Source organism: Gordonia amicalis, from assembly GCF_022059885.1.
Lineage (GTDB): Bacteria > Actinomycetota > Actinomycetes > Mycobacteriales > Mycobacteriaceae > Gordonia > Gordonia amicalis.
On sequence record NZ_CP091855.1, the window covers coordinates 2,897,002 to 2,918,572 of the forward strand.

The following is a 21,571-nucleotide window of genomic DNA, read 5'->3' on the forward strand; positions in this document are numbered from 1 at the left end:
TCCTGATTGTGTTGAAACGCTGGCACCTTTTGGGTGTTGGTTTTGTTTCGCTATTTTTTCATGGAGAGTTTGATCCTGGCTCAGGACGAACGCTGGCGGCGTGCTTAACACATGCAAGTCGAACGGAAAGGCCCGCTTGCGGGTACTCGAGTGGCGAACGGGTGAGTAACACGTGGGTGATCTGCCCTGGACTCTGGGATAAGCCTGGGAAACTGGGTCTAATACCGGATATGACCTTACATCGCATGGTGTTTGGTGGAAAGCTTTTGCGGTTCAGGATGGGCCCGCGGCCTATCAGCTTGTTGGTGGGGTAATGGCCTACCAAGGCGACGACGGGTAGCCGACCTGAGAGGGTGATCGGCCACACTGGGACTGAGACACGGCCCAGACTCCTACGGGAGGCAGCAGTGGGGAATATTGCACAATGGGCGCAAGCCTGATGCAGCGACGCCGCGTGAGGGATGACGGCCTTCGGGTTGTAAACCTCTTTCACCAGGGACGAAGCGCAAGTGACGGTACCTGGAGAAGAAGCACCGGCCAACTACGTGCCAGCAGCCGCGGTAATACGTAGGGTGCGAGCGTTGTCCGGAATTACTGGGCGTAAAGAGCTCGTAGGCGGTTTGTCGCGTCGTCTGTGAAATTCTGCAACTCAATTGTAGGCGTGCAGGCGATACGGGCAGACTTGAGTACTACAGGGGAGACTGGAATTCCTGGTGTAGCGGTGAAATGCGCAGATATCAGGAGGAACACCGGTGGCGAAGGCGGGTCTCTGGGTAGTAACTGACGCTGAGGAGCGAAAGCGTGGGTAGCGAACAGGATTAGATACCCTGGTAGTCCACGCCGTAAACGGTGGGTACTAGGTGTGGGGCTCATTTCACGAGTTCCGTGCCGTAGCTAACGCATTAAGTACCCCGCCTGGGGAGTACGGCCGCAAGGCTAAAACTCAAAGGAATTGACGGGGGCCCGCACAAGCGGCGGAGCATGTGGATTAATTCGATGCAACGCGAAGAACCTTACCTGGGTTTGACATACACCAGAAAGCTATAGAGATATAGCCCCCCTTGTGGTTGGTGTACAGGTGGTGCATGGCTGTCGTCAGCTCGTGTCGTGAGATGTTGGGTTAAGTCCCGCAACGAGCGCAACCCTTGTCCTGTATTGCCAGCGGGTTATGCCGGGGACTTGCAGGAGACTGCCGGGGTCAACTCGGAGGAAGGTGGGGATGACGTCAAGTCATCATGCCCCTTATGTCCAGGGCTTCACACATGCTACAATGGCTGGTACAGAGGGCTGCGATACCGTGAGGTGGAGCGAATCCCTTAAAGCCAGTCTCAGTTCGGATTGGGGTCTGCAACTCGACCCCATGAAGTCGGAGTCGCTAGTAATCGCAGATCAGCAACGCTGCGGTGAATACGTTCCCGGGCCTTGTACACACCGCCCGTCACGTCATGAAAGTCGGTAACACCCGAAGCCGGTGGCCTAACCCCTTGTGGGAGGGAGCTGTCGAAGGTGGGATCGGCGATTGGGACGAAGTCGTAACAAGGTAGCCGTACCGGAAGGTGCGGCTGGATCACCTCCTTTCTAAGGAGCACACAACATCACGTGTTTCTGCAGGCGTATGTTCTGCGGCGCGTGTGTGTTCGAGGGTGAAACATCAGACAGGCTCACCGCTTCCACACCTGTGGAAGTTTGGGGGGTTGCTGCTGGGTCGTGAGGCCGGCGGGTTCATCGCACACTATCGGGGTTCTGAGAGAACACGCGGCATGCTTTCGGGTGTGCAACGGGTTGTCTCTGACCTAACTGTTCGGCCAATCATGCTGGTGAGGTGTCCTGTGATGGGGCGCGGAGGTGTGGGTGGTGGGATGGTGTGTGTTGTTTGAGAAGTGCATAGTGGATGCGAGCATCTTTATTTCAAATCAACAATTTTTTGTTGGTCTGTGATTTAGCAGAAAGAATGTTTTGTGTTGTCTACATTCGATCCTCGCCGAACATGATCCTTTGGGGTTGTGTGCAGCTTTCGGGTTGTGTGGTGGGGGTGGTTTGTAGGTGTTGTTGTAAGTGTGTAAGGGCGTTCGGTGGATGCCTTGGTACCAGGAGCCGATGAAGGACGTGGTAGGCCGCGATAGTCCTCGGGGAGTTGTCAAACGAGCTGTGATCCGAGGGTGTCCGAATGGGGAAACCCAGCACGAGTGATGTCGTGTTACCCACCTCTGAATGTATAGGGGGTGTGGAGGGAACGTGGGGAAGTGAAACATCTCAGTACCCATAGGAAGAGAAAACAAAAGTGATTCCGTGAGTAGTGGCGAGCGAAAGCGGATGAGGCTAAACCATGCGCATGTGATACCGGGTAGGGGTTGTGTGTGTGGTGTTGTGGGGTTCATCTTCTTCCATCTGCCTGTGGAAGCGTGAGTCAGAAAATCGTGTGTTAGGTGAAGTGGCCTGGAATGGTCTGCCGTAGACGGTGAGAGTCCGGTAGCTGAAAACACATGGTCTTGCGTGATGTTCTCCCAAGTAGCAGCGGGCTCGTGGAATCTGCTGTGAATCTGCCGGGACCACCCGGTAAGCCTGAATACTTCCTGGTGACCGATAGCGGACAAGTACCGTGAGGGAAAGGTGAAAAGTACCCCGGGAGGGGAGTGAAATAGTACCTGAAACCGGACGCTTACAATCCGTCAGAGCCTGCGCCTTCGGGGTGGGTGATGGCGTGCCTTTTGAAGAATGAGCCTGCGAGTTAGTGCTCGGTGGCGAGGTTAACCCGTGTGGGGTAGCCGTAGCGAAAGCGAGTCTGAATAGGGCGTTTGAGTCGCCGGGTCTAGACCCGAAGCGGAGTGATCTACCCATGGCCAGGGTGAAGCGACGGTAAGACGTCGTGGAGGCCCGAACCCACTTCAGTTGAAAATGGAGGGGATGAGCTGTGGGTAGGGGTGAAAGGCCAATCAAACTCCGTGATAGCTGGTTCTCCCCGAAATGCATTTAGGTGCAGCGTCACATGTTTCTTACCGGAGGTAGAGCTACTGGATGGCCGATGGGCCCCACAGGGTTACTGACGTCAGCCAAACTCCGAATGCCGGTAAGTGAGAGTGTGGCAGTGAGACTGCGGGCGATAAGGTTCGTAGTCGAGAGGGAAACAGCCCAGATCGCCGGCTAAGGCCCCTAAGCGTGTACTAAGTGGAAAAGGATGTGGGGTCGCGAAGACAACCAGGAGGTTGGCTTAGAAGCAGCCACCCTTGAAAGAGTGCGTAATAGCTCACTGGTCAAGTGATCCTGCGCCGACAATGTAGCGGGGCTCAAGTACACCGCCGAAGCCGCGGCACTCACACAATAGCCCGTTCTCCGTTTACGGATGGTGAACCAGGTGTGTGGGTGGGTAGGGGAGCGTCCTGCATCCGTGGAAGCCACAGAGTGATCTAGTGGTGGAGGGTGTGGGAGTGAGAATGCAGGCATGAGTAGCGAAAGCAGAGTGAGAAACTCTGCCGCCGAATGACCAAGGGTTCCTGGGCCAGGCTAATCCGCCCAGGGTGAGTCGGGACCTAAGGCGAGGCCGACAGGCGTAGTCGATGGACAACGGGTTGATATTCCCGTACCCGTGTATCCGCGCCCATGCTGAATCAGTTGTACTAACCATCCAGATCCCCCAGGAGCACCTTCGGGTGCCGGGTGGGGTGATGCATGGGACCTTGGCTGGTAGTAGGCAAGCGATGGGGTGACGCAGGAAGGTAGTGGGGCCAGTCAGTGGTTGTACTGGTGTAAGCCTGTAGGGCGTGTTCTAGGCAAATCCGGAACACAGTGAGCCTGAGAGGTGATGCGTAGCCGTTGCGGTGAATTCCATGATCCTATGCTGCCGAGAAAAGCCTCTAGTGAGTTGGTACACGGCCCGTACCCCAAACCAACACAGGTGGTCAGGTAGAGAATACTAAGGCGATCGAGAGAACTGTGGTTAAGGAACTCGGCAAAATGCCCCCGTAACTTCGGGAGAAGGGGGACCCATCCTGGTGACGAGATTTACTCTCTGAGCTGGTGTGGGTCGCAGAGACCAGAGAGAAGCGACTGTTTACTAAAAACACAGGTCCGTGCGAAGTCGTAAGACGATGTATACGGACTGACGCCTGCCCGGTGCTGGAAGGTTAAGAGGACCGGTTAGTTCCTTTCGGGGAGCGAAGCTGAGAATTTAAGCCCCAGTAAACGGCGGTGGTAACTATAACCATCCTAAGGTAGCGAAATTCCTTGTCGGGTAAGTTCCGACCTGCACGAATGGCGTAACGACTTCTCTGCTGTCTCAACCACAGACTCGGCGAAATTGCAGTACGAGTAAAGATGCTCGTTACGCGCGGCAGGACGAAAAGACCCCGGGACCTTCACTATAGCTTGGTATTGGTGTTCGGTTCGGTTTGTGTAGGATAGGTGGGAGACTGTGAAGTGGGCACGCCAGTGTTCATGGAGTCGTTGTTGAAATACCACTCTGATCGTATTGGACTTCTAACCTCGGACCCTGATCGGGTTCAGGGACAGTGCCTGGTGGGTAGTTTAACTGGGGCGGTTGCCTCCTAAAAGGTAACGGAGGCGCCCAAAGGTTCCCTCAGCCTGGTTGGCAATCAGGTGTTGAGTGTAAGTGCACAAGGGAGCTTGACTGTGAGACGTACATGTCGAGCAGGGACGAAAGTCGGGACTAGTGATCCGGCACCGGCAAGTGGAAGCGGTGTCGCTCAACGGATAAAAGGTACCCCGGGGATAACAGGCTGATCTTCCCCAAGAGTCCATATCGACGGGATGGTTTGGCACCTCGATGTCGGCTCGTCGCATCCTGGGGCTGGAGTAGGTCCCAAGGGTTGGGCTGTTCGCCCATTAAAGCGGCACGCGAGCTGGGTTTAGAACGTCGTGAGACAGTTCGGTCTCTATCCGCCGCGCGCGTAAGAAACTTGAGGAAACCTGTCCCTAGTACGAGAGGACCGGGACGGACGAACCTCTGGTGTGCCAGTTGTCCCGCCAGGGGCACCGCTGGTTAGCTACGTTCGGAAGGGATAACCGCTGAAAGCATCTAAGCGGGAAGCCTGTTCCAAGATGAGGTTTCTCACCCCCTTTGCGGGGTTAAGGCCCCCTACAGACCATGGGGTTGATAGGCCAGAACTGTACGCACAGCAATGTGTTCAGGTGACTGGTACTAATCGGCCGAGGACTTACCAACAACACCCACACACCACAAAAACATTCTGTTTTGGTGTGTTCGCATCCACTATGCATCTTCTGAGACAACACACGAACAAACAAACACCAGCGGTTTGTGGTTGTTTCACAATGTTACGGCGGCCATAGCGGAGGGGAAACGCCCGGCCCCATTCCGAACCCGGAAGCTAAGCCCTCCAGCGCCAATGGTACTGCACCTTAATCAGTGTGGGAGAGTAGGACACCGCCGAACACAACTTCAGAAGGGCCCCGTATTCGATGAATTCATTCGTCGGATACGGGGCTTTTCTCGTTCGCCCACGTTCGTCTGGACGAGGGCGGCGATGCTTCCCATCAAGGTTCAAGGGCATAGATTGGCAGCTATGAATGATCGTGATCGTCCGCGTCGTGAGGGACGCGGTGAGCGTGATACGCGAGATCAGCGGGAGTCGCGGGGCCAGGGCGGTCCGCGTGGTCAGCGGGGAGCCCGCGGTCAGAGCGATTCGAGTCGAGGAGATTCGAGCCGGGGACGTCGTCCGGATCGTCCGGGTCGTGAGCGCGGCGACGGTGGTCGCCGGCAGCCGGGTCCTCCGCTGCCCGACGATGTCGCTGCGTCAGACCTTGATCCGGAAGTCCGTCGCGACCTCCTGACACTCGACAAGGCCAACGCCGAGATCGTCGCCAAACACCTGGTGATGGTCTCGCGTCTGCTCCTCGAAGAGCCCGCGCTCGCGCTCGAACACGCTCGTGCCGCGCGAGGCCGCGCGTCGAGGGTCGGCGTCGTTCGGGAAACCGCCGGTATCGCGGCCTACAACGCCGGCGAGTGGCAGGAGTCCGCAACCGAGCTGCGTGCTGCGCGTCGTATCACCGGCAACAATGCGTTGTTGCCTCTCATCGCCGACTGTGAGCGTGGTCTGGGCCGTCCGGAGCGTGCTGTCGAGATCGCGCGTGGCGACGAGGGCCGTGCGCTGCGCGGCGAGGAAGCCACCGAAATGCGCATCGTCGAAGCCGGCGCACGAATCGACCTGGGTGAACCCGAGAAAGCCGTCGTCACGCTTCAGGCCGAGAACCTCAAGCCGGGTCAGGTGGGAACCGGACCCGCGCGGCTGTTCTACGCGTACGCGTCGGCGCTGTACGCATCGGGCCGCCGTGACGAATCGATCACCTGGTTCATGAACGCGGCCGCAGCCGACGTCGAGGACGTGACCGACGCCGAGTTCCGACTGACCGAACTCGCGAACGACGACGCACCGGTCGGCGATGACGAGCAGGCCGTCGACGGGGTGGACGTCCTCGCCGACAGCGCAGTCTCTGAGGCACTGGCGGCCGAGTCGTCGAGTGCTGAAGCCGTGAGCGTCGAGCCCGCCGCTGCTGAACCGGCCGCTGCTGAACCGGCCGCTGCTGAGTCGACTGCTGGTGAATCCCCTGAGTTGCCCTCGGCAAAGGTAGCTGCCGAACCGGTCGTCGCACCGGAGCCGGTTGTTGCACCAGAGCCGGTCGTCGCACCGGAACTCGCCGGCGAGCAGGAGGCCGACGACACCGAGACGATCGAAGGCGTGCAGGGGACCGCAGACCTGTCCGAGACGTCGAGTTACGTCGACGATGATGTATCCGAGCTGATCGGGCTTTCGGACTCGGTCTCGCAGACACTCGCCGATCGTTACGATGCACTCCTGCTCGATCTGGACGGCACTGTCTTCGCGGGCAACAAGGCGCTGCCGAATGCGGTCGACACCCTCGACCGGCTCGACATCCCCCGCCTCTTCGTGACGAACAACGCGAGTCGACGGCCCGCCGAGGTCGCCGCGCATCTCCGTGACCTCGGTTTCGACGCCACCGATGATCTCGTCGTCACCAGTGCGCAGTCGGGAGCGCGATTGCTGTCCGAGCATCTCGCACCGGGATCGCGGGCGCTGGTGATCGGTACCGATGGACTCGCGCAGGAGGTTCGCGAAGTCGGTATCGGCGTGACACGGAGCGCCGACGACCGTCCCGCGGCCGTGATCCAGGGGCATTCGACCGACACCGGCTGGGCGCAGCTGTCCGAGGCCGCTCTGGCCATCCGAGCCGGTGCGCTGTGGGTGGCCACCAACGTCGACGCCACGCTCCCGTCCGAGCGCGGTCTGCTCGTGGGCAACGGGTCGATGGTCGCAGCACTGCGCAGCGCGACCGGCAAGGAGCCGCTCGTCGCCGGCAAGCCTGCCGCCCCGCTGATGGCGGACGCGATCACGCGGGCCGCGGCCAACGCTCCGCTCGTCGTCGGCGATCGTCTCGACACCGACATCGAGGGTGCACACGCCGTCGGCATCGAGAGCGCACTGGTCCTCACGGGCGTCAGCACGGTCACCGACCTGCTGGCCGCGCCCCCAGAGCAGCGACCCACCTATGTCATCGACGACCTCGCGGGCATGTTCGACGTCGTCGACGCGGTGCGCGTGGCCGACCAGCCGGGCTGGACCGTGAGCGTGGAGGCCTCGACGGTGAGCGTCTCCGGCTCGGGCGACGAGATAGGTCTCGTGCCGGCGCTCGCCGCTGCCACCTGGGCCGCGGTGGACGCCGGCACCGCGGATCCCGAGGAGCTACGGATCCGGGCCGAGGGCACGGCGCGGGAGAAGCTGGCGTCGCTGGGTGTCACCCTCGTCGGCTAGCTGTACTGACCCGCCAGGTTGGGTACGCGGTCGGCGGGTGAGTCGCCTCTGAGTGCGGTGTGGCCGCGTTCGTGATTGTAGATGCGCAGGAACTCGTCGAAGGCGGCCACGCGTTCGGTCTCGCTGTTGTAGGGGCGGGCGTAGGCCCATTCCTCTTGCAGTGTGCGGTTGAATCGTTCCACCTTGCCGTTGGTTTGCGGCCGGTACGGTCGTGTCCATTTGTGTTTGATCCCGTTGTCGGCCAATCGTTTCCGGAACATTCTGGACCGGTAACAGGACCCGTTGTCGGTCATCACCCGTGTGGTCGTGACGCCGATCGAGGCAAAGTGGGCCACGGCACGCGTCATGAACGCGGTCGCGGTTTCCTTCTTCTCATCAGCGAGGATCTCCGAATAGGCGTATCGGGAGTGATCATCGACGGCGTGGTGCAGGTAGGCGTATCCCAGGTTGGGGCGGCCATGCACGGTGCGGGGCCGGGACGGATCGCGATGGGCACTGGAATTGCGGCCGCCTCGGGCGCGGCCGTGCACGCGGTGCCCACCACCGTCGGGGATCCTGCCCAGCTTCTTGATGTCGACGTGGATCAAGTCCCCGGCAGCTTCGCGTTCATACCGGCGAACCTCACGTCGTCGTGCACGCACCGGTGCTCCGGTGGCCGGGTCGGTCCACGACAACCGCACACACTGGTACCGGGTGAGGATGCGGTGGACTGTGGACACGTTCAACCCCAGGTGGAACCCGATCCGAGCTGGTCCCCAACGGCGCGACACGCGTAACCCCACCACCCGGCGTTCCCGGCGACGGGTGGTGCGATGCGGGCATGAGCGGGGCCGGCTTGAGCGGTCAACCATCCCTGCGGGCCCGTGGTCGCGGTAGCGGTCGGCCCACCGTTTGGCCGTGGTCACCGAGACATTGAAACGGTCCGCGGCACGCCGCAGCGGCCACCCATCCTCGACAACACACCGAGCCAGACGCAGCCGGCCAGTCGGGGACAACGGTGAATTACGGTGAGACATGAAGACCTCCGGGTTGAGGAGCGGTTCTTAGACAGCTCCACACCTCACTCGGAGGTCTTCCCTATGTCACGCCGACTCGCCGAACCCCGTACCTAACGTCCCGGGTCAGTACAGCTAGCGTGGTTGACGATGACTTATCCGAGTGACGAGAGCAGTCGTTCGGACCTGAGCAGCGGTCCGACGCCGAACAACATGGCGCCCCGACCCGGTCCGGGCGCCATGCCGCGTCGCCAGTACGACCCGATGGCAGCCCTGACCGACGACCCATCGTCGGGGCCGGACGCCGATCTCGACCTGCCGGACGTCGAGGCCACGGTCTCTGAGCTTCTCGCCGAGGTCGACGAGCTGCGTGAGTCCGTCGGGGACACTTTCTCGCTGGCCGCACTCGAGCGCCAGGCGAACCTCCTCGAGCAGGCACACGATGCGCTGACCGCAGCGCTCGATGCGGTGGACCGCCGATGAGTCGATCCCGGACGCGGCACTGACGATGGCGACCCGAGCACGACTCGACGCAGAACTCGTCCGGCGTGGCTTGGCCCGGTCCCGGGAGCAGGCGCGCGAACTCGTCGACGCCGGCGTCGTGAAGGTCAACGGAACGGTGGCGGCCAAGGCCGCGACCGGCGTCACCCGTGACACCCCGATCGTCGTCGTCGAGGCACCGAAAGACGACTGGGCGTCGCGCGGCGCCCACAAGCTCCTCGGTGCGCTCGAGGCGTTCGAACCCCAGGGTCTGACCCTCGCCGGCCGTCGGTGTCTCGATGCCGGCGCGTCGACCGGCGGATTCACCGATGTGCTTCTGCGTCGCGAGGTCCGGGAGGTCGTCGCCGTGGATGTCGGCTACGGACAACTGATCTGGCGTCTGCAGAACGACGATCGGGTTCACGTCTACGACCGCACCAACGTCCGGCACCTCGAACCCGAGCAGATCGGTGGTCAGGTCGACGTCGTGGTCGCCGACCTGTCCTTCATCTCGCTGGGACTCGTCCTACCCGCATTCGCCCGTTGCGCGGTTCCGGGAGCCGACCTGCTGCCGATGGTCAAACCCCAGTTCGAGGTGGGCAAGGACCGTGTCGGCGCCGGCGGGGTCGTGCGCGATCCCGAGTTGCGTGCCGAGGCGGTGCTCGGAGTGGCGACCGAGGCCGCTGCGCTCGGGCTCGAGACCCGTGGCGTCGTGGCCAGCCCACTGCCCGGCCCGTCGGGCAACGTCGAGTACTTCCTCTGGCTGCGCAACGAACCCGATGGCCGGACGGGCGAGGAGTCGGGGGAGAGCGATAGGGTCGACCGGGCGGGATCGTCCGACGAGCTCCGCTCCATGATCGAACGTGCGGTCGCGGAGGGACCGCGCTGAGCGCAAACCGACCGGCGCCCGTTCGGCTCGTCCCTGCTCGACCACACGTCCGACCACACTTCTCCGGGAGGGAACATCAGTGACCGACGAGTCGGTAGCCGAGTCCGCCGGTGCCCGCGAGTTCTTGGTGGTCGCCCACACCGGACGCGAGAACGTCATCGAGACGATCGAGGCGATCGCCCGCCACTGTGCCGCCGCCGGCGTCGCGCTGCGTGTCGTCGACCATGACACGCTCGATCGGGACGCCCCGGACCACGACGTGCTGTACCGCAACCGGGAGGGCGAAGCCTCGCGACCCGGCAACATCCCGGTGGATCCGGAGTACCTCCGTTCCCTGGGTGCCGTCGTCGAGGTCACCACGGCCGAGTCCGCGTCGGCCGAGGGCTGCGAGCTGGTCATCGTCCTGGGCGGTGACGGAACCTTCCTGCGCGCCGCCGAGCTGGCCTGCCCGGCCGGAGTGCCCGTCCTGGGCATCAATCTCGGGCACATCGGCTTCCTCGCCGAATCCGAGGCGCACCGGATCGACGAGGTGATGGCGCAGCTCATCGCCCGCGACTACCGCATCGAACCGCGGATGACCCTGGAGATCGACATCGTCGACCCGGCCGATCCCGACCCACCGACGGCCAGCAGCTGGGCCCTCAACGAGGTGGCGATCCTCAACACCAGCAAGAACGGCGTACTCGAACTCGTCACCGAGGTCGACGGTCGCCCGGTGTCCGCGTTCGGCGCCGACGGCGTGCTGGTCGCGACCCCGACCGGGTCGACGGCCTACGCGTTCTCGGCGGGCGGTCCGGTCATGTGGCCGGACCTCGAGGCCATCCTCGTGGTCCCGAACAACGCGCACGCGCTGTTCGCGCGGCCCATGGTGACCAGCCCGAGGTCGCGGATCGCCGTCGAGGTGGACAAGAACGGACGTTCGGCGGTCGCGCTGTGCGACGGCCGTCGACCACTTGACGTGCCGGCCGGTGCTCGCGTCGAGGTCGTACGCAGCGAGCGTCCGGTGAACTGGATCCGGATCGATTCCGATCCGTTCGCCGACCGGCTCGTGACCAAGTTCGCCCTCCCGGTCACGGGATGGCGAGGGAGGCAGGCATAGGGGTGCTCGAAGAACTGTCGATCACCGGACTCGGTGTCATCGAGGACGCGCAGGCACGTTTCCACCCGGGCTTCACGGTGCTGACCGGTGAGACGGGCGCGGGCAAGACGATGATCGTCACCAGCCTGCACCTGCTGTCCGGGGCGCGCGCCGACGCGACGCGTGTCCGAACCGGTAGCGCCAAGGCCATCGTCGAGGGCCGGTTCCGGCTGGCGAACGCCGAGGGTGTGCAGAAGGATCCGGTGGTCGCCGACATCCTCGACTCCACCGGCGCCGAACTCGACGACGACGACACCGTGATCGCGGTCCGGTCGGTGAGCGCCGACGGTCGGTCGCGGGCACATCTGGGTGGCCGATCGGTGCCGGTCGGGGTGATGGGGCAACTCACCACCGCGGTTCTGGCCATCCACGGCCAGAACGATCAGCTCCGTCTCCTGCGTCCGGAGCATCAACGAGCCGCGCTCGACACCTTCGGGGGCTCGAAGGCGACGGCTGCGCTGGAGGCGTACCGGAAGGCCCGGACCGCCTGGGTCGACATCCTCGACGAACTCGACGCCCGTCGCGCGAACTACCGTGAGCTCGCGCAGGAAGCCGACCGACTTCGTTTCGGCATCGATGAGATCGCCGCGGTCGACCCGGTCCCGGGTGAGGACGAGGAACTCACCGCGACGATCCGGCGTCTGTCGGACCTCGAATCCATCCGCGGCGCCGCCGACCAGGCACACGACATCGTCGCCGGCGATTCGGGAGCATCGGTGATCGAGGGACTGGGTACGGTGCGGACCCTTCTGGAGGGTGCCGCCGACGACACGCTGCGCGGACTGGTCCCGCGGGTCTCCGAAGCGCTCACCTTGATCACCGATGTCGGCGCCGAACTGACGGCGTTCACGTCGAGCCTCCCGGCCGATGCCGAAGAGCTCGACAAACTCCTCGCACGTCAGGCCGAACTCAAGTCACTCCTGCGCAAGTACGCGCCCGATGTCGACGGGGTCATCGACTGGCGGCACAAGGCGCAGGCCCGCCTGGCCGAGATCGAGGACCCGCGGTCGTCGATCGAGGAACTCGAGACCGCGGCCGCGACGGCGCTGGAAACGGTCGAGGCCGCTGCGACCAAGCTGCACGACCTGCGCGTCAAGGCGGCGTCGTCGATGGCCGGCAAGGTGTCCAAGGAGCTGAAGGGGCTCGCAATGGGCGACTCGACGCTTGCGGTCTCCGTCAGCCCCGAACCGGCCTCGCCGGAGGATCGGCTCGCGATCACGCTCGGCGGCAGCCGGGCTCATGCGGGGGCCGACGGCGCCGACAAGGTCGAATTCGCGCTCGTGGCGCACCCCGGAGCCACGCCACTGCCGATCGCGAAGTCGGCATCCGGCGGCGAACTGTCGCGCGTGATGCTCGCGCTCGAGGTGGTGCTCGCTGCGCCGACCTCCGGTTCGGTCATGGTGTTCGACGAGGTCGACGCCGGTGTCGGCGGGCGAGCCGCCGTGGAGATCGGCAAGCGACTGTCCCGTCTGGCCCGGGCCCACCAGGTCATCGTCGTCACCCACCTGCCACAGGTCGCGGCCTTCGCCGACAACCACCTGGTCATCGGCAAGTCCAAGAAGGGTGCGCTGGTCACCAGCAGTGTGCGGACCCTCGACCGCGACGAGCGCGTCGCCGAACTGGCACGCATGCTCGCCGGGCTGGGGGAGTCCGACACCGGACGTGCGCACGCCGAGGAATTGCTGGCCACCGCGGAAGCGGAACGGGCGGCTCACTGACCTCGCACGGGCTGGGACCCCTGTTGCTCGTGTGACAAAAGTTTCTCGTGTTACGGCGCGCCTCCCGGGCTCCGTCGTGTCTTCGGTCAATCATTGCGGTCATGAAGATGCCTGCACTGCTCGCGCGTAACACCGAAGAACTGCCTGGCGTGACCGGTATCGCCAGGATCGACAAGAGCACCAAGCGGCTGCTCAACCGGGTCGGCCCGGGTGACATCGCCATCCTCGACGAGGTCGACCTGGACCGCGTCACCGCCGACGCCCTCGTCGAGGCCAACGTCGTCGCGGTGGTGAACGCCTCCCGCTCGATCACCGGCCGCTACCCGAACCTCGGTCCCGAGGTTCTCGTCGCGTCGGGCATCGTCCTACTCGACGATGTGGGCCCGGAGATCTTCAAGCGCGTCAAGGACGGAGCCAAGGTGCGCGTCCACGACGACCGGCTCTTCGTCGGTGAACGTCGTCTGGCGCTGGGCACCGAACTCGACGAGCGCGACATCGCCGACATCATGATCGGCGCCAAGGCGGGTCTCGTCGATCACCTGGAAGCCTTCTCCGGCAACACGATCGAATTCATCCGCAGCGAATCCCCGCTGCTGATCGACGGCGTGGGTGTGCCGGAGATCGACGTGGACCTTGCCGGCCGGCATGTGGTCATCGTCGGTGAGGGCGCCGACCGCGCCGCGGATCTGCGTGCGCTCAAGCCGTTCATCAAGGAGTACCAGCCGGTGATGGTCGGTGTGGGCACCGGCGCGGACACCCTGACGAAAGCCGGCTACAAGCCCGCTATCATCGTCGGCGACCCCGAGCACATCAAGACCCCGACGCTGAAATCCGGTGCGCAACTGGTGCTGCCGGCCGACACCGACGGACATGCCGCGGGCCTCGAGCGCATCCAGGACCTCGGTATCGGTGCCACCACCTTCCCCGCGGCGGGCTCCGCGGAAGACCTCGCCCTGCTGCTGACCGACTACCACGGCGCCGACCTGATCGTCACCGTCGGGTACCCGGGCTCCCTCGACGACTTCTTCGATCGTTCGCGTCGCGAGAGCAACCCGTCGATGTTCCTGACCCGTCTGAAGGTTGGGCAGAAGCTCGTCGACGCGAAAGCGGTTGCGACGCTGTACCGCAGTCGCGTGTCCGGCGCAGCCATCGCGTGTGTCGTCCTGGCCGCACTGGTCGCGGTGATCGCGGCCCTCCTGCTGTCCAACACCGGCACCGACGTCACCGATTGGATTGTCACGCAGTGGAATGCGCTGCTCGACTGGGCACGAGAGGTCTGGAATCGATAGGCGATGATCTCGCTACGACAGCATGCGATCTCACTGGTCGCGATCTTTCTGGCATTGGCGCTCGGACTCTTCCTCGGTTCGGGGTTCGTCGGGGATCGGGTGAACTCGATGACCGGGACCAGTAGGGACCGGATCGGTGATCTCGAAGACCAGCGCGACGACCTGAACGCGAAGCTCAACGCGTCCAACAGTTTCGATCTGGCGATCGGGCCCCGGCTCATCGCCAACACCCTGCGCGGCCAGTCGGTTCTGGTGGTCACCGCGCCGAACGCGGCCGAGGCCGACGTCGACGCCGTGAAGGAGAACATCTCCGGCGCCGGCGCGCGCTTCGCCGGTCAGATCGCGCTGACCGAGTCGCTCCTCGGCGACCAGAACGCCGAACAGCTGCGCACCATCGTCGACCAGACGATCCCGCCGGGTGCGATGTTGCGAGCCGAGCTGACCGACTCGGGCAGCCGGGCCGGTGACCTGCTCGGAACCCTGGTGCTCTCCGGCAAATCCACCCGCCCGGCATCGTCCGCCGACCGTCGGACCGGTCTCGCGACCCTGCGGGACGGCGGGTTCATCGACTACGTCAACAACGCGGTGACACCGGCCGATCTGATGGTCGTGGTGACCGGTGACGAGTTCGGCCCCGACTCGGGTGCACAGGGTGCGCTCGTGGCCCGCCTTGCCGCAGCGGCGTCCGTACGTGGCGTGGGAGGGGTGCTCGTGGGTCGGACCGGATCGGCCAACGGAAGCTCGCCGATCGCCGTGGTCCGTGCCGACCCGTCGCTGGCCAACGCGGTCTCCACGGTCGACAACGTCGACCAGCCGACCGGTCTCATCACGACGGTCCTGGCGCTCGCGGCCGAGGGGAAGGGTGCGACCGGGGCCTACGGCACCGGGGCCGGCGCCACCGCGGTCACCGTCGGGGCCGACGGCAAGCCGGCCGCCTGACCCCGCCGTCGAGCTGATTTCGGGTTCGGAGTGAGTACCGCCACGCCACGCGCCGGTGTGGCGGTACGGCGTGGCGGCCCAGTGGTGTTACCCTGGAGTCCCGTAGGTAATCAGGGCATCGGCCCTGATTCGGCCGACGGGAGACACGCTTTTGCGACCTTTGCGACACGTTCACGACACCAAGCACATCTTTGTCACTGGTGGCGTCGCCTCTTCACTGGGTAAGGGCCTCACGGCCTCGAGCCTGGGTCAACTTCTCACCTCTCGGGGCCTGCGGGTCACGATGCAGAAGCTCGATCCCTATCTGAATGTCGATCCCGGCACGATGAATCCTTTCCAACACGGAGAGGTCTTCGTGACCGAGGACGGCGCGGAGACCGACCTCGACGTCGGACACTACGAGCGCTTCCTGGACCGCAACCTCTCGCAGTCGGCGAATGTGACCACGGGACAGGTGTATTCGACGGTCATCGCCAAGGAGCGGCGCGGCGAGTACCTCGGTGAGACCGTGCAGGTGATCCCGCACATCACCGACGAACTCAAGTCGCGGGTGCTGGCCATGGGCGAGCCCGACGCCGACGGCGAGGTGCCCGACGTCGTCATCACCGAGATCGGCGGCACGGTCGGCGACATCGAGTCGCTGCCGTTCATCGAGGCCGCCCGCCAGGTGCGCCATGACGTCGGCCGCGACAACGTCTTCTTCCTGCACGTGTCGCTGGTGCCCTACCTCGCGCCGTCGGGGGAGCTCAAGACCAAGCCGACCCAGCACTCGGTCGCCGCGCTGCGCAACGTCGGTATCCAGCCCGACGCGTTGATCCTGCGCTGCGACCGCGACGTGCCCGAGGGACTCAAGAAGAAGATCGCGCTGATGTGCGACGTCGAACTCGACGGCGTGATCTCGACCCCCGACGCGCCGTCGATCTACGACATCCCCAAGGTGCTGCACAACGAGCATCTCGACGCGTACGTGGTCCGCAAGCTGGGGCTGCCCTTCCGTGATGTCGACTGGACGGTCTGGGGCGAACTGCTCCACCGCGTCCACGAGCCGCGCGAAACCGTGCGGGTGGCGCTGGTCGGCAAGTACGTCGACCTGCCCGACGCCTACCTGTCGGTCACCGAGGCCATCCGTGCCGGCGGTTTCGCCTGGAAGGCACGCACCGAGATCAAGTGGGTGCCGTCGGATGACTGCCAGACCCCGGCGGGTGCGCAGGCCGCGCTCGGGGACGTCGACGCGATCCTGATCCCCGGCGGATTCGGCATCCGCGGCATCGAGGGCAAGGTCGGCGCCATCTCGTACGCGCGGCGCCGCGGCATCCCGCTCCTCGGCCTCTGCCTGGGGCTCCAGTGTGTGGTCATCGAGGCCGCCCGTTCGGTGGGGCTCGACGAGGCCAGTTCGACCGAATTCGATCCCGACACCCCGCATCCGGTGATCTCGACGATGGCCGACCAGGCGGACGCGGTGGCCGGCGAGGCGGACCTGGGCGGCACGATGCGCCTCGGTGCCTACGACGCGGTCCTGAAGGCGGGTTCGGTCGTCGCGGAGTCGTACGGTACCCGCGAGGTGTCCGAGCGTCACCGTCACCGTTTCGAGGTCAACAACGCCTACCGCGACAAGATCGCCGATTCGGGTCTGGTCTTCTCGGGGACCTCGCCCGACGGGCACCTCGTCGAATTCGTCGAATACCCCAAGTCGGTGCATCCGTTCTTCGTCGCCACCCAGGCGCACCCGGAGCTCAAGAGCCGTCCGACGCGACCGCACCCGCTGTTCCGCTCGTTCATCGAGGCCGCTTTGAAATACAAGGCAGCCGAACGCCTTCCGGTGGATCTCGGTGACGAGTACGAGTCGAACGACGCCCCGGCCGGCACCGTCGCGGCGGTCAACGACGTCACCGTCGAACCGGTCGCCGGGATCGACGAGATCGGCGTCGAGGGCTGACCGGGTTGGGCGGCCACGAGTTCGACGTCAACGGAACCCGCACCGTCTACGACGGTGCGATCATCACGTTGCGCGTCGACGACGTGGCCATGCCCGGCGGGCGAGTCGCCGAGCGGGAGGTCGTCGAACACTTCGGTGCGGTCGCGATCCTCGCGCGTGACGAGAACCGCCGGATCGCCATGGTGCGCCAGTACCGGCATCCGATCGGCCGCCGCCTCCTCGAGTTGCCGGCCGGCCTTCTCGACCAGGACGGTGAGGCGCCGCTGGCTGCGGCGCAGCGCGAGCTGGCCGAGGAGGCCGACCTGGCCGCCGACACCTGGCACGTCCTCGTCGATCTGGCGCTCTCACCGGGTTTCACCGACGAGGCACTTCGCCTCTACCTGGCCGAGGACCTACATCGCCTCGACGAGGCGGAGCGCGTCGACGAGGAAGCCGACATGGAGGTCGAGTGGGTGTCGCTCGACGACGCGGTCGCGATGGTGCTGGCCGGCGAGATCGTGAACGCCACCAGCGTCGCGGGCATCCTGGCCGCCTCGGCGGCGGAACGGTCGGGGATCGGGCTGCGCGGGACAGATGCCCCGTGGCCCGAGGAGCCGACCGCGCTCCGGGACCGCCGGCGTCGCTCGTGAACACGTCAGTCGTGAGTCGCCCGTGACGATCGCCGCCGCCATCTCGCGCTTCCTCGATCACCTCACCGTCGAACGAGGTGCGGCGGCCAACACCGTGTCGTCCTACCGTCGTGATCTCGAGCGGTACCGGCGATATCTCGAATCGCGCGACATCGCGTCGATCGACGCGGTGACCGAGGAGGACGTGCGTGAATTCCTCGTCGACCTGCGTCGAGGGGATCCGGACGCCGGGTTCCCGCCCCTCGCGGACAGCTCGATCGCGCGAACCGTGGTGGCGACCAGGCGCTTTCACAAGTTCGCGGTCGACGAGGGGATGGTTGCGACGGACGTCGCGCAGGCGGTCCGTCCGCCGAGGCCGGCGCGCCGTCTCCCGAAGTCGCTGCCCGTCGACGAGGTGCTGGCCATCCTCGAGGCCGCCGGTGCCGAAGATCATCCCCGCGCCCTGCGCGATCGCGCCCTGCTGGAATTCCTCTACAGCTGCGGCGCCCGCATCTCCGAGGCCACCTCGCTCGACATCGACGACCTCGACCTCGACACCCGGGCGGTACGCCTACGGGGCAAGGGCGGCAAGGAGCGTCTCGTCCCGCTGGGCGGACCGGCGATCGACGCCATCGACGCCTATCTCGTCCGCGGCCGTCCCGCGCTGGTGTCGCGGGCGACGCCGGCGCTGTTCCTCAATGCCCGGGGCGGGCGACTCTCGCGTCAGTCGGCGTGGCAGGTACTGGTCACCGCCGCCGAACGTGCCGGGTTGGACAAGGCCGTCTCCCCGCACACCCTGCGGCACAGCTTCGCGACCCATCTCCTCGACGGCGGCGCCGACGTCCGCGTCGTCCAGGAGCTGCTCGGACACGCCTCGGTGACCACCACGCAGGTGTACACACTCGTGACGGTGAACACGATGCGCGAGGTGTATGCCGTCGCACATCCGCGTGCCCGCTGACCGCGCGCCGACAGCGGGTCGACGCCCGCGATGTCCTAGGCTGATACGAGTCGTCGTCCACGGACCGGCATTTCCGCCCGGCCGGCCGACGCGCATCGGGTACCGAAGAGTGAAGGGAGCGGCGGGCACGTGACCACTCCGAGCACACTGCGGTCTGGCACCCGACTCGAGTGTTCGGGGACGCGATCGTGACCTCCGCGGGCGATCAGTACAGCATCCAGGTGTCGCCGGGACATGACGCCGACGAGGTCGATCACCACGGCACCGGCGAGATCGGTCCCACCGGACGGCCCTATCGAGAGGTCCCCGAGCCGAGACCACTCGACCGTCACGGTCCGGCCACCGTCATCGCCGTGTGCAACCAGAAGGGCGGGGTCGGCAAGACCACCTCGACCATCAACCTCGGGGCCGCGCTCGCCGAGTACGGCCGCCGCGTGTTGCTCGTCGACCTCGATCCGCAGGGCGCGTTGTCCGCGGGACTGGGTGTGCCGCACCACGAACTCGAGCAGACGGTCTACAACCTCCTCGTCCCGCCGCAGGTGGCCACCGACGAGGTGCTGATGCGCACACGCGTCGACGGACTCGACCTGCTGCCGAGCAACATCGACCTGTCGGCCGCGGAGATCCAGCTCGTCACGGAGGTGGGACGCGAACAGTCCCTGGCCCGTGCGCTGCACCCGGTGCTCGACCGCTACGACGTGGTGCTGATCGACTGCCAGCCCTCGCTCGGCCTGCTCACCGTGAACGCCCTCGCCTGCGCGGACACCGTGCTGATCCCGATGGAGTGCGAATACTTCTCGCTGCGTGGCCTGGCGCTGCTCACCGACACGATCAACAAGGTGCGCGACCGTCTCAACCCGCGCCTGGACCTCGGTGGCATCCTCGTCACCATGTTCGACGCCCGCACGCTGCATTCCCGCGAGGTGATGGCGCGTGTGGTCGAGGTGTTCGGCGACGCCGTCTACGACACCGTGATCTCCCGGACCGTCCGTTTCCCGGAGACGAGCGTCGCCGGTGAACCGATCACCTCGTGGGCACCTCGGTCGGCCGGCGCGAAGGCCTACCGGGCGCTGGCGCGTGAGGTGATCGCGCGCAACGTGAAGGGCGCATGACCGTCGACACCGACCACGCCGTGACCGAGTCCGACGGGTCCGAGGTCGAAGCGCCGGTCGAGGCGTCGGAGCCGGTCGGGGACACCCCTGATGGGAGTGACGAGGCCACCGAATCCGGTTTCCGGGTCAAGCTCCGCAATTTCGAGGGACCCTTCGACCTGCTGCTGAACCTGATCTCGCAGCATCGGCTCGATGTCACCGAGGTCGCGCTGCACGAGGTGACCGACGACTTCATCGCCTATACCCGCGAACTCGGTCCGGAGGTCGGGCTCGACCAGACCACCGAGTTCCTCGTCGTGGCGGCCACGCTGCTCGATCTCAAGGCGGCCCGGCTGTTGCCGTCCGGCGAGGTCGACGACCCCGAGGACCTGGCCCTGCTCGAAGCCCGCGACCTGCTGTTCGCGCGGCTGCTCCAGTACCGGGCGTACAAGCAGGTGGCACAGTTGTTCGGCGAACTGGAAGCCGCCGCGCTTCAACGTTATCCGCGCGCCGTCTCGCTGGAGCAACGGTTCGAGGACCTGTTGCCGGAGGTCACGCTCGGCGTCGACGCCGCTGGTTTCGTGCAGGTGGCCGCGGCGGCGATGACCCCGCGACCCGTGCCGACGGTCGGACTCGACCATCTCCACGACGTGCAGTCGGTGTCGGTGCCGGGTCAGGCCCGGCGGATGGCGGCACTGCTCAGCGCGTCGACCGGCGAATGGGTCACGTTCCGCGCTCTCACCGCCGACTGCGGGAGCGGACTCGAGATCGTCGGCAGCTTCCTCGGATTGCTGGAGCTCTACCGCGATCAGGCCATCACCTTCGAGCAACCCGAGGCTCTCGGCGATCTCGCGGTGATGTGGACCGGCGAACGCGAGATCGACGACCTGCGCATCGACAAGGCAGAGGATTACGGATGACCGACGGACCGATCGAGGACGCCGACGACGTGAACGACGAGGCTCTCGCCGAATCGGCAACCGACGCCCCGGCGTCGGCGGAGAGTGCGACCGACCACGGCCCCGCCGACCCCGAGCAGACGGCGCTGACGGGGGAGGACGAGGTCGAGGTCCTCGACGACGCGACCCTGCGGGCGGCACTCGAGGCCGTGCTGCTCGTCGTCGACACCCCGGTGACCACCGAGGAGTTGGCCAACGCCGTCGACCAGGACCGGACACGCGTGCGCGAGATGCTCAACGCGATGGCCGCCGAGCTCACCGCGGCGCGCAGCGGCATCGACCTGCGTTTCGCGGGCGACGGCTGGCGGTTGTACACCCGGGCGGACTACGCACCGTACGTGGAGAGGTTGCTGCTCGACGGGGCGCGGTCGAAGCTGACGCGCGCCGCGTTGGAGACACTGGCCGTGATCGCTTACCGGCAGCCGGTGACCCGCGCACGGGTCAGCGCGATCCGTGGTGTGAACGTCGACGGCGTGATCCGCACCCTCGTCGCGCGCGGCCTGATCAACGAGGTCGGCCAGGACCCGCAGACCAACGCCACGACCTACGCGACCACCGAGTTGTTCCTCGAGCGTCTCGGTCTCGCCTCGCTGTCCGAACTGCCCGATCTGGCGCCGCTGCTGCCCGACGTCGACCTCATCGACGACCTGGACGACGAGCTGCTGTCGGATCCCCGATTCGCCAAACTGTCCCCTCAGCCGTCAGACTCGAAGGTACTGGTCACCGACGGTGACCTGAATGATGACTAGAACCGCATAGGTCC

14 protein-coding genes and 3 rRNA genes are annotated in these 21,571 nt (G+C 65.2%); 16 read left to right on the forward strand and 1 reads right to left on the reverse strand.

Annotated elements, in window-relative coordinates; genetic code table 11:
• Nucleotides 1-57 precede the first annotated feature (57 nt).
• The 4 genes from IHQ52_RS13270 to IHQ52_RS13285 all read left to right on the forward strand — a co-directional run bounded on the left by IHQ52_RS13270 (nucleotide 58) and on the right by IHQ52_RS13285 (nucleotide 7,805).
• Nucleotides 58-1,578: ribosomal RNA gene (locus tag IHQ52_RS13270) — 16S ribosomal RNA — on the forward strand.
• A gap of 471 nt (nucleotides 1,579-2,049) precedes the next feature.
• A 23S ribosomal RNA gene (locus IHQ52_RS13275) occupies nucleotides 2,050-5,179 on the forward strand.
• A gap of 114 nt (nucleotides 5,180-5,293) precedes the next feature.
• Nucleotides 5,294-5,410 (forward strand): 5S ribosomal RNA (gene rrf, locus IHQ52_RS13280).
• Together the 16S, 23S and 5S rRNA genes form the textbook arrangement of a ribosomal RNA operon.
• Before the next feature lie 130 nt (nucleotides 5,411-5,540).
• Entirely contained in the window at nucleotides 5,541-7,805 is a 2,265-nt protein-coding gene (locus tag IHQ52_RS13285) for an HAD-IIA family hydrolase (RefSeq protein ID WP_051995371.1), read from the forward strand.
• On the opposite strand, the gene IHQ52_RS13290 is transcribed toward IHQ52_RS13285, so the two are convergent.
• Nucleotides 7,802-8,821, reverse strand: coding sequence for an IS481 family transposase (locus IHQ52_RS13290; protein ID WP_191834440.1), 1,020 nt, complete (start codon nucleotides 8,819-8,821; stop codon nucleotides 7,802-7,804). The genes IHQ52_RS13285 and IHQ52_RS13290 overlap by 4 nt on opposite strands.
• Before the next feature lie 129 nt (nucleotides 8,822-8,950).
• Between IHQ52_RS13290 and IHQ52_RS13295 the strand changes: the two genes are divergently transcribed.
• The 12 genes from IHQ52_RS13295 to scpB all read left to right on the forward strand — a co-directional run bounded on the left by IHQ52_RS13295 (nucleotide 8,951) and on the right by scpB (nucleotide 21,557).
• Nucleotides 8,951-9,283, forward strand: a complete 333-nt coding sequence (locus IHQ52_RS13295; protein WP_006435429.1) for a hypothetical protein — start codon at nucleotides 8,951-8,953, stop codon at nucleotides 9,281-9,283.
• Between the two features lie 25 nt (nucleotides 9,284-9,308).
• Entirely contained in the window at nucleotides 9,309-10,169 is an 861-nt protein-coding gene (locus IHQ52_RS13300; RefSeq protein WP_006435430.1) for a TlyA family RNA methyltransferase, read from the forward strand.
• Nucleotides 10,170-10,248: 79 nt separating this feature from the next.
• The gene (locus IHQ52_RS13305; protein WP_238063583.1) at nucleotides 10,249-11,268 is read left to right on the forward strand and encodes an NAD kinase; all 1,020 of its coding nucleotides are present in this window, start codon (nucleotides 10,249-10,251) and stop codon (nucleotides 11,266-11,268) included.
• Nucleotides 11,269-11,270: 2 nt separating this feature from the next.
• Nucleotides 11,271-13,025 (forward strand): DNA repair protein RecN, encoded by a 1,755-nt coding sequence (gene recN / locus IHQ52_RS13310; protein ID WP_238064290.1) that lies wholly within the window; start codon nucleotides 11,271-11,273, stop codon nucleotides 13,023-13,025.
• 101 nt (nucleotides 13,026-13,126) lie between these two features.
• A complete protein-coding gene (gene steA / locus IHQ52_RS13315) occupies nucleotides 13,127-14,314 on the forward strand; it encodes a putative cytokinetic ring protein SteA (RefSeq protein WP_238063591.1) in 1,188 nt (395 codons plus the stop codon).
• Nucleotides 14,315-14,317: 3 nt separating this feature from the next.
• Nucleotides 14,318-15,253: a copper transporter gene (locus tag IHQ52_RS13320; protein ID WP_024498695.1), complete on the forward strand. Its 936-nt coding sequence runs from the start codon at nucleotides 14,318-14,320 to the stop codon at nucleotides 15,251-15,253.
• A gap of 151 nt (nucleotides 15,254-15,404) precedes the next feature.
• A complete protein-coding gene (locus tag IHQ52_RS13325) occupies nucleotides 15,405-17,189 on the forward strand; it encodes a CTP synthase (protein ID WP_081712441.1) in 1,785 nt (594 codons plus the stop codon).
• Nucleotides 17,190-17,194: 5 nt separating this feature from the next.
• Nucleotides 17,195-17,818 (forward strand): NUDIX domain-containing protein, encoded by a 624-nt coding sequence (locus IHQ52_RS13330; RefSeq protein WP_024498697.1) that lies wholly within the window; start codon nucleotides 17,195-17,197, stop codon nucleotides 17,816-17,818.
• A 22-nt stretch (nucleotides 17,819-17,840) separates the two neighbouring features.
• Nucleotides 17,841-18,758 carry a site-specific tyrosine recombinase XerD gene (xerD, locus tag IHQ52_RS13335; protein WP_006435437.1) on the forward strand — a complete coding sequence of 306 codons (918 nt, stop codon included), beginning with the start codon at nucleotides 17,841-17,843 and terminating at the stop codon, nucleotides 18,756-18,758.
• A 170-nt stretch (nucleotides 18,759-18,928) separates the two neighbouring features.
• Nucleotides 18,929-19,870 (forward strand): ParA family protein, encoded by a 942-nt coding sequence (locus IHQ52_RS13340; protein ID WP_024498698.1) that lies wholly within the window; start codon nucleotides 18,929-18,931, stop codon nucleotides 19,868-19,870.
• The gene (locus IHQ52_RS13345; protein WP_024498699.1) at nucleotides 19,867-20,769 is read left to right on the forward strand and encodes a segregation and condensation protein A; all 903 of its coding nucleotides are present in this window, start codon (nucleotides 19,867-19,869) and stop codon (nucleotides 20,767-20,769) included. The genes IHQ52_RS13340 and IHQ52_RS13345 overlap by 4 nt, the downstream gene beginning before the upstream one ends.
• On the forward strand, nucleotides 20,766-21,557 hold the full coding sequence (gene scpB / locus IHQ52_RS13350; RefSeq protein ID WP_024498700.1) for an SMC-Scp complex subunit ScpB: 792 nt from the start codon (nucleotides 20,766-20,768) through the stop codon (nucleotides 21,555-21,557). Before IHQ52_RS13345 ends, scpB begins: the two co-directional genes overlap by 4 nt.
• Nucleotides 21,558-21,571: the final 14 nt, after the last annotated feature.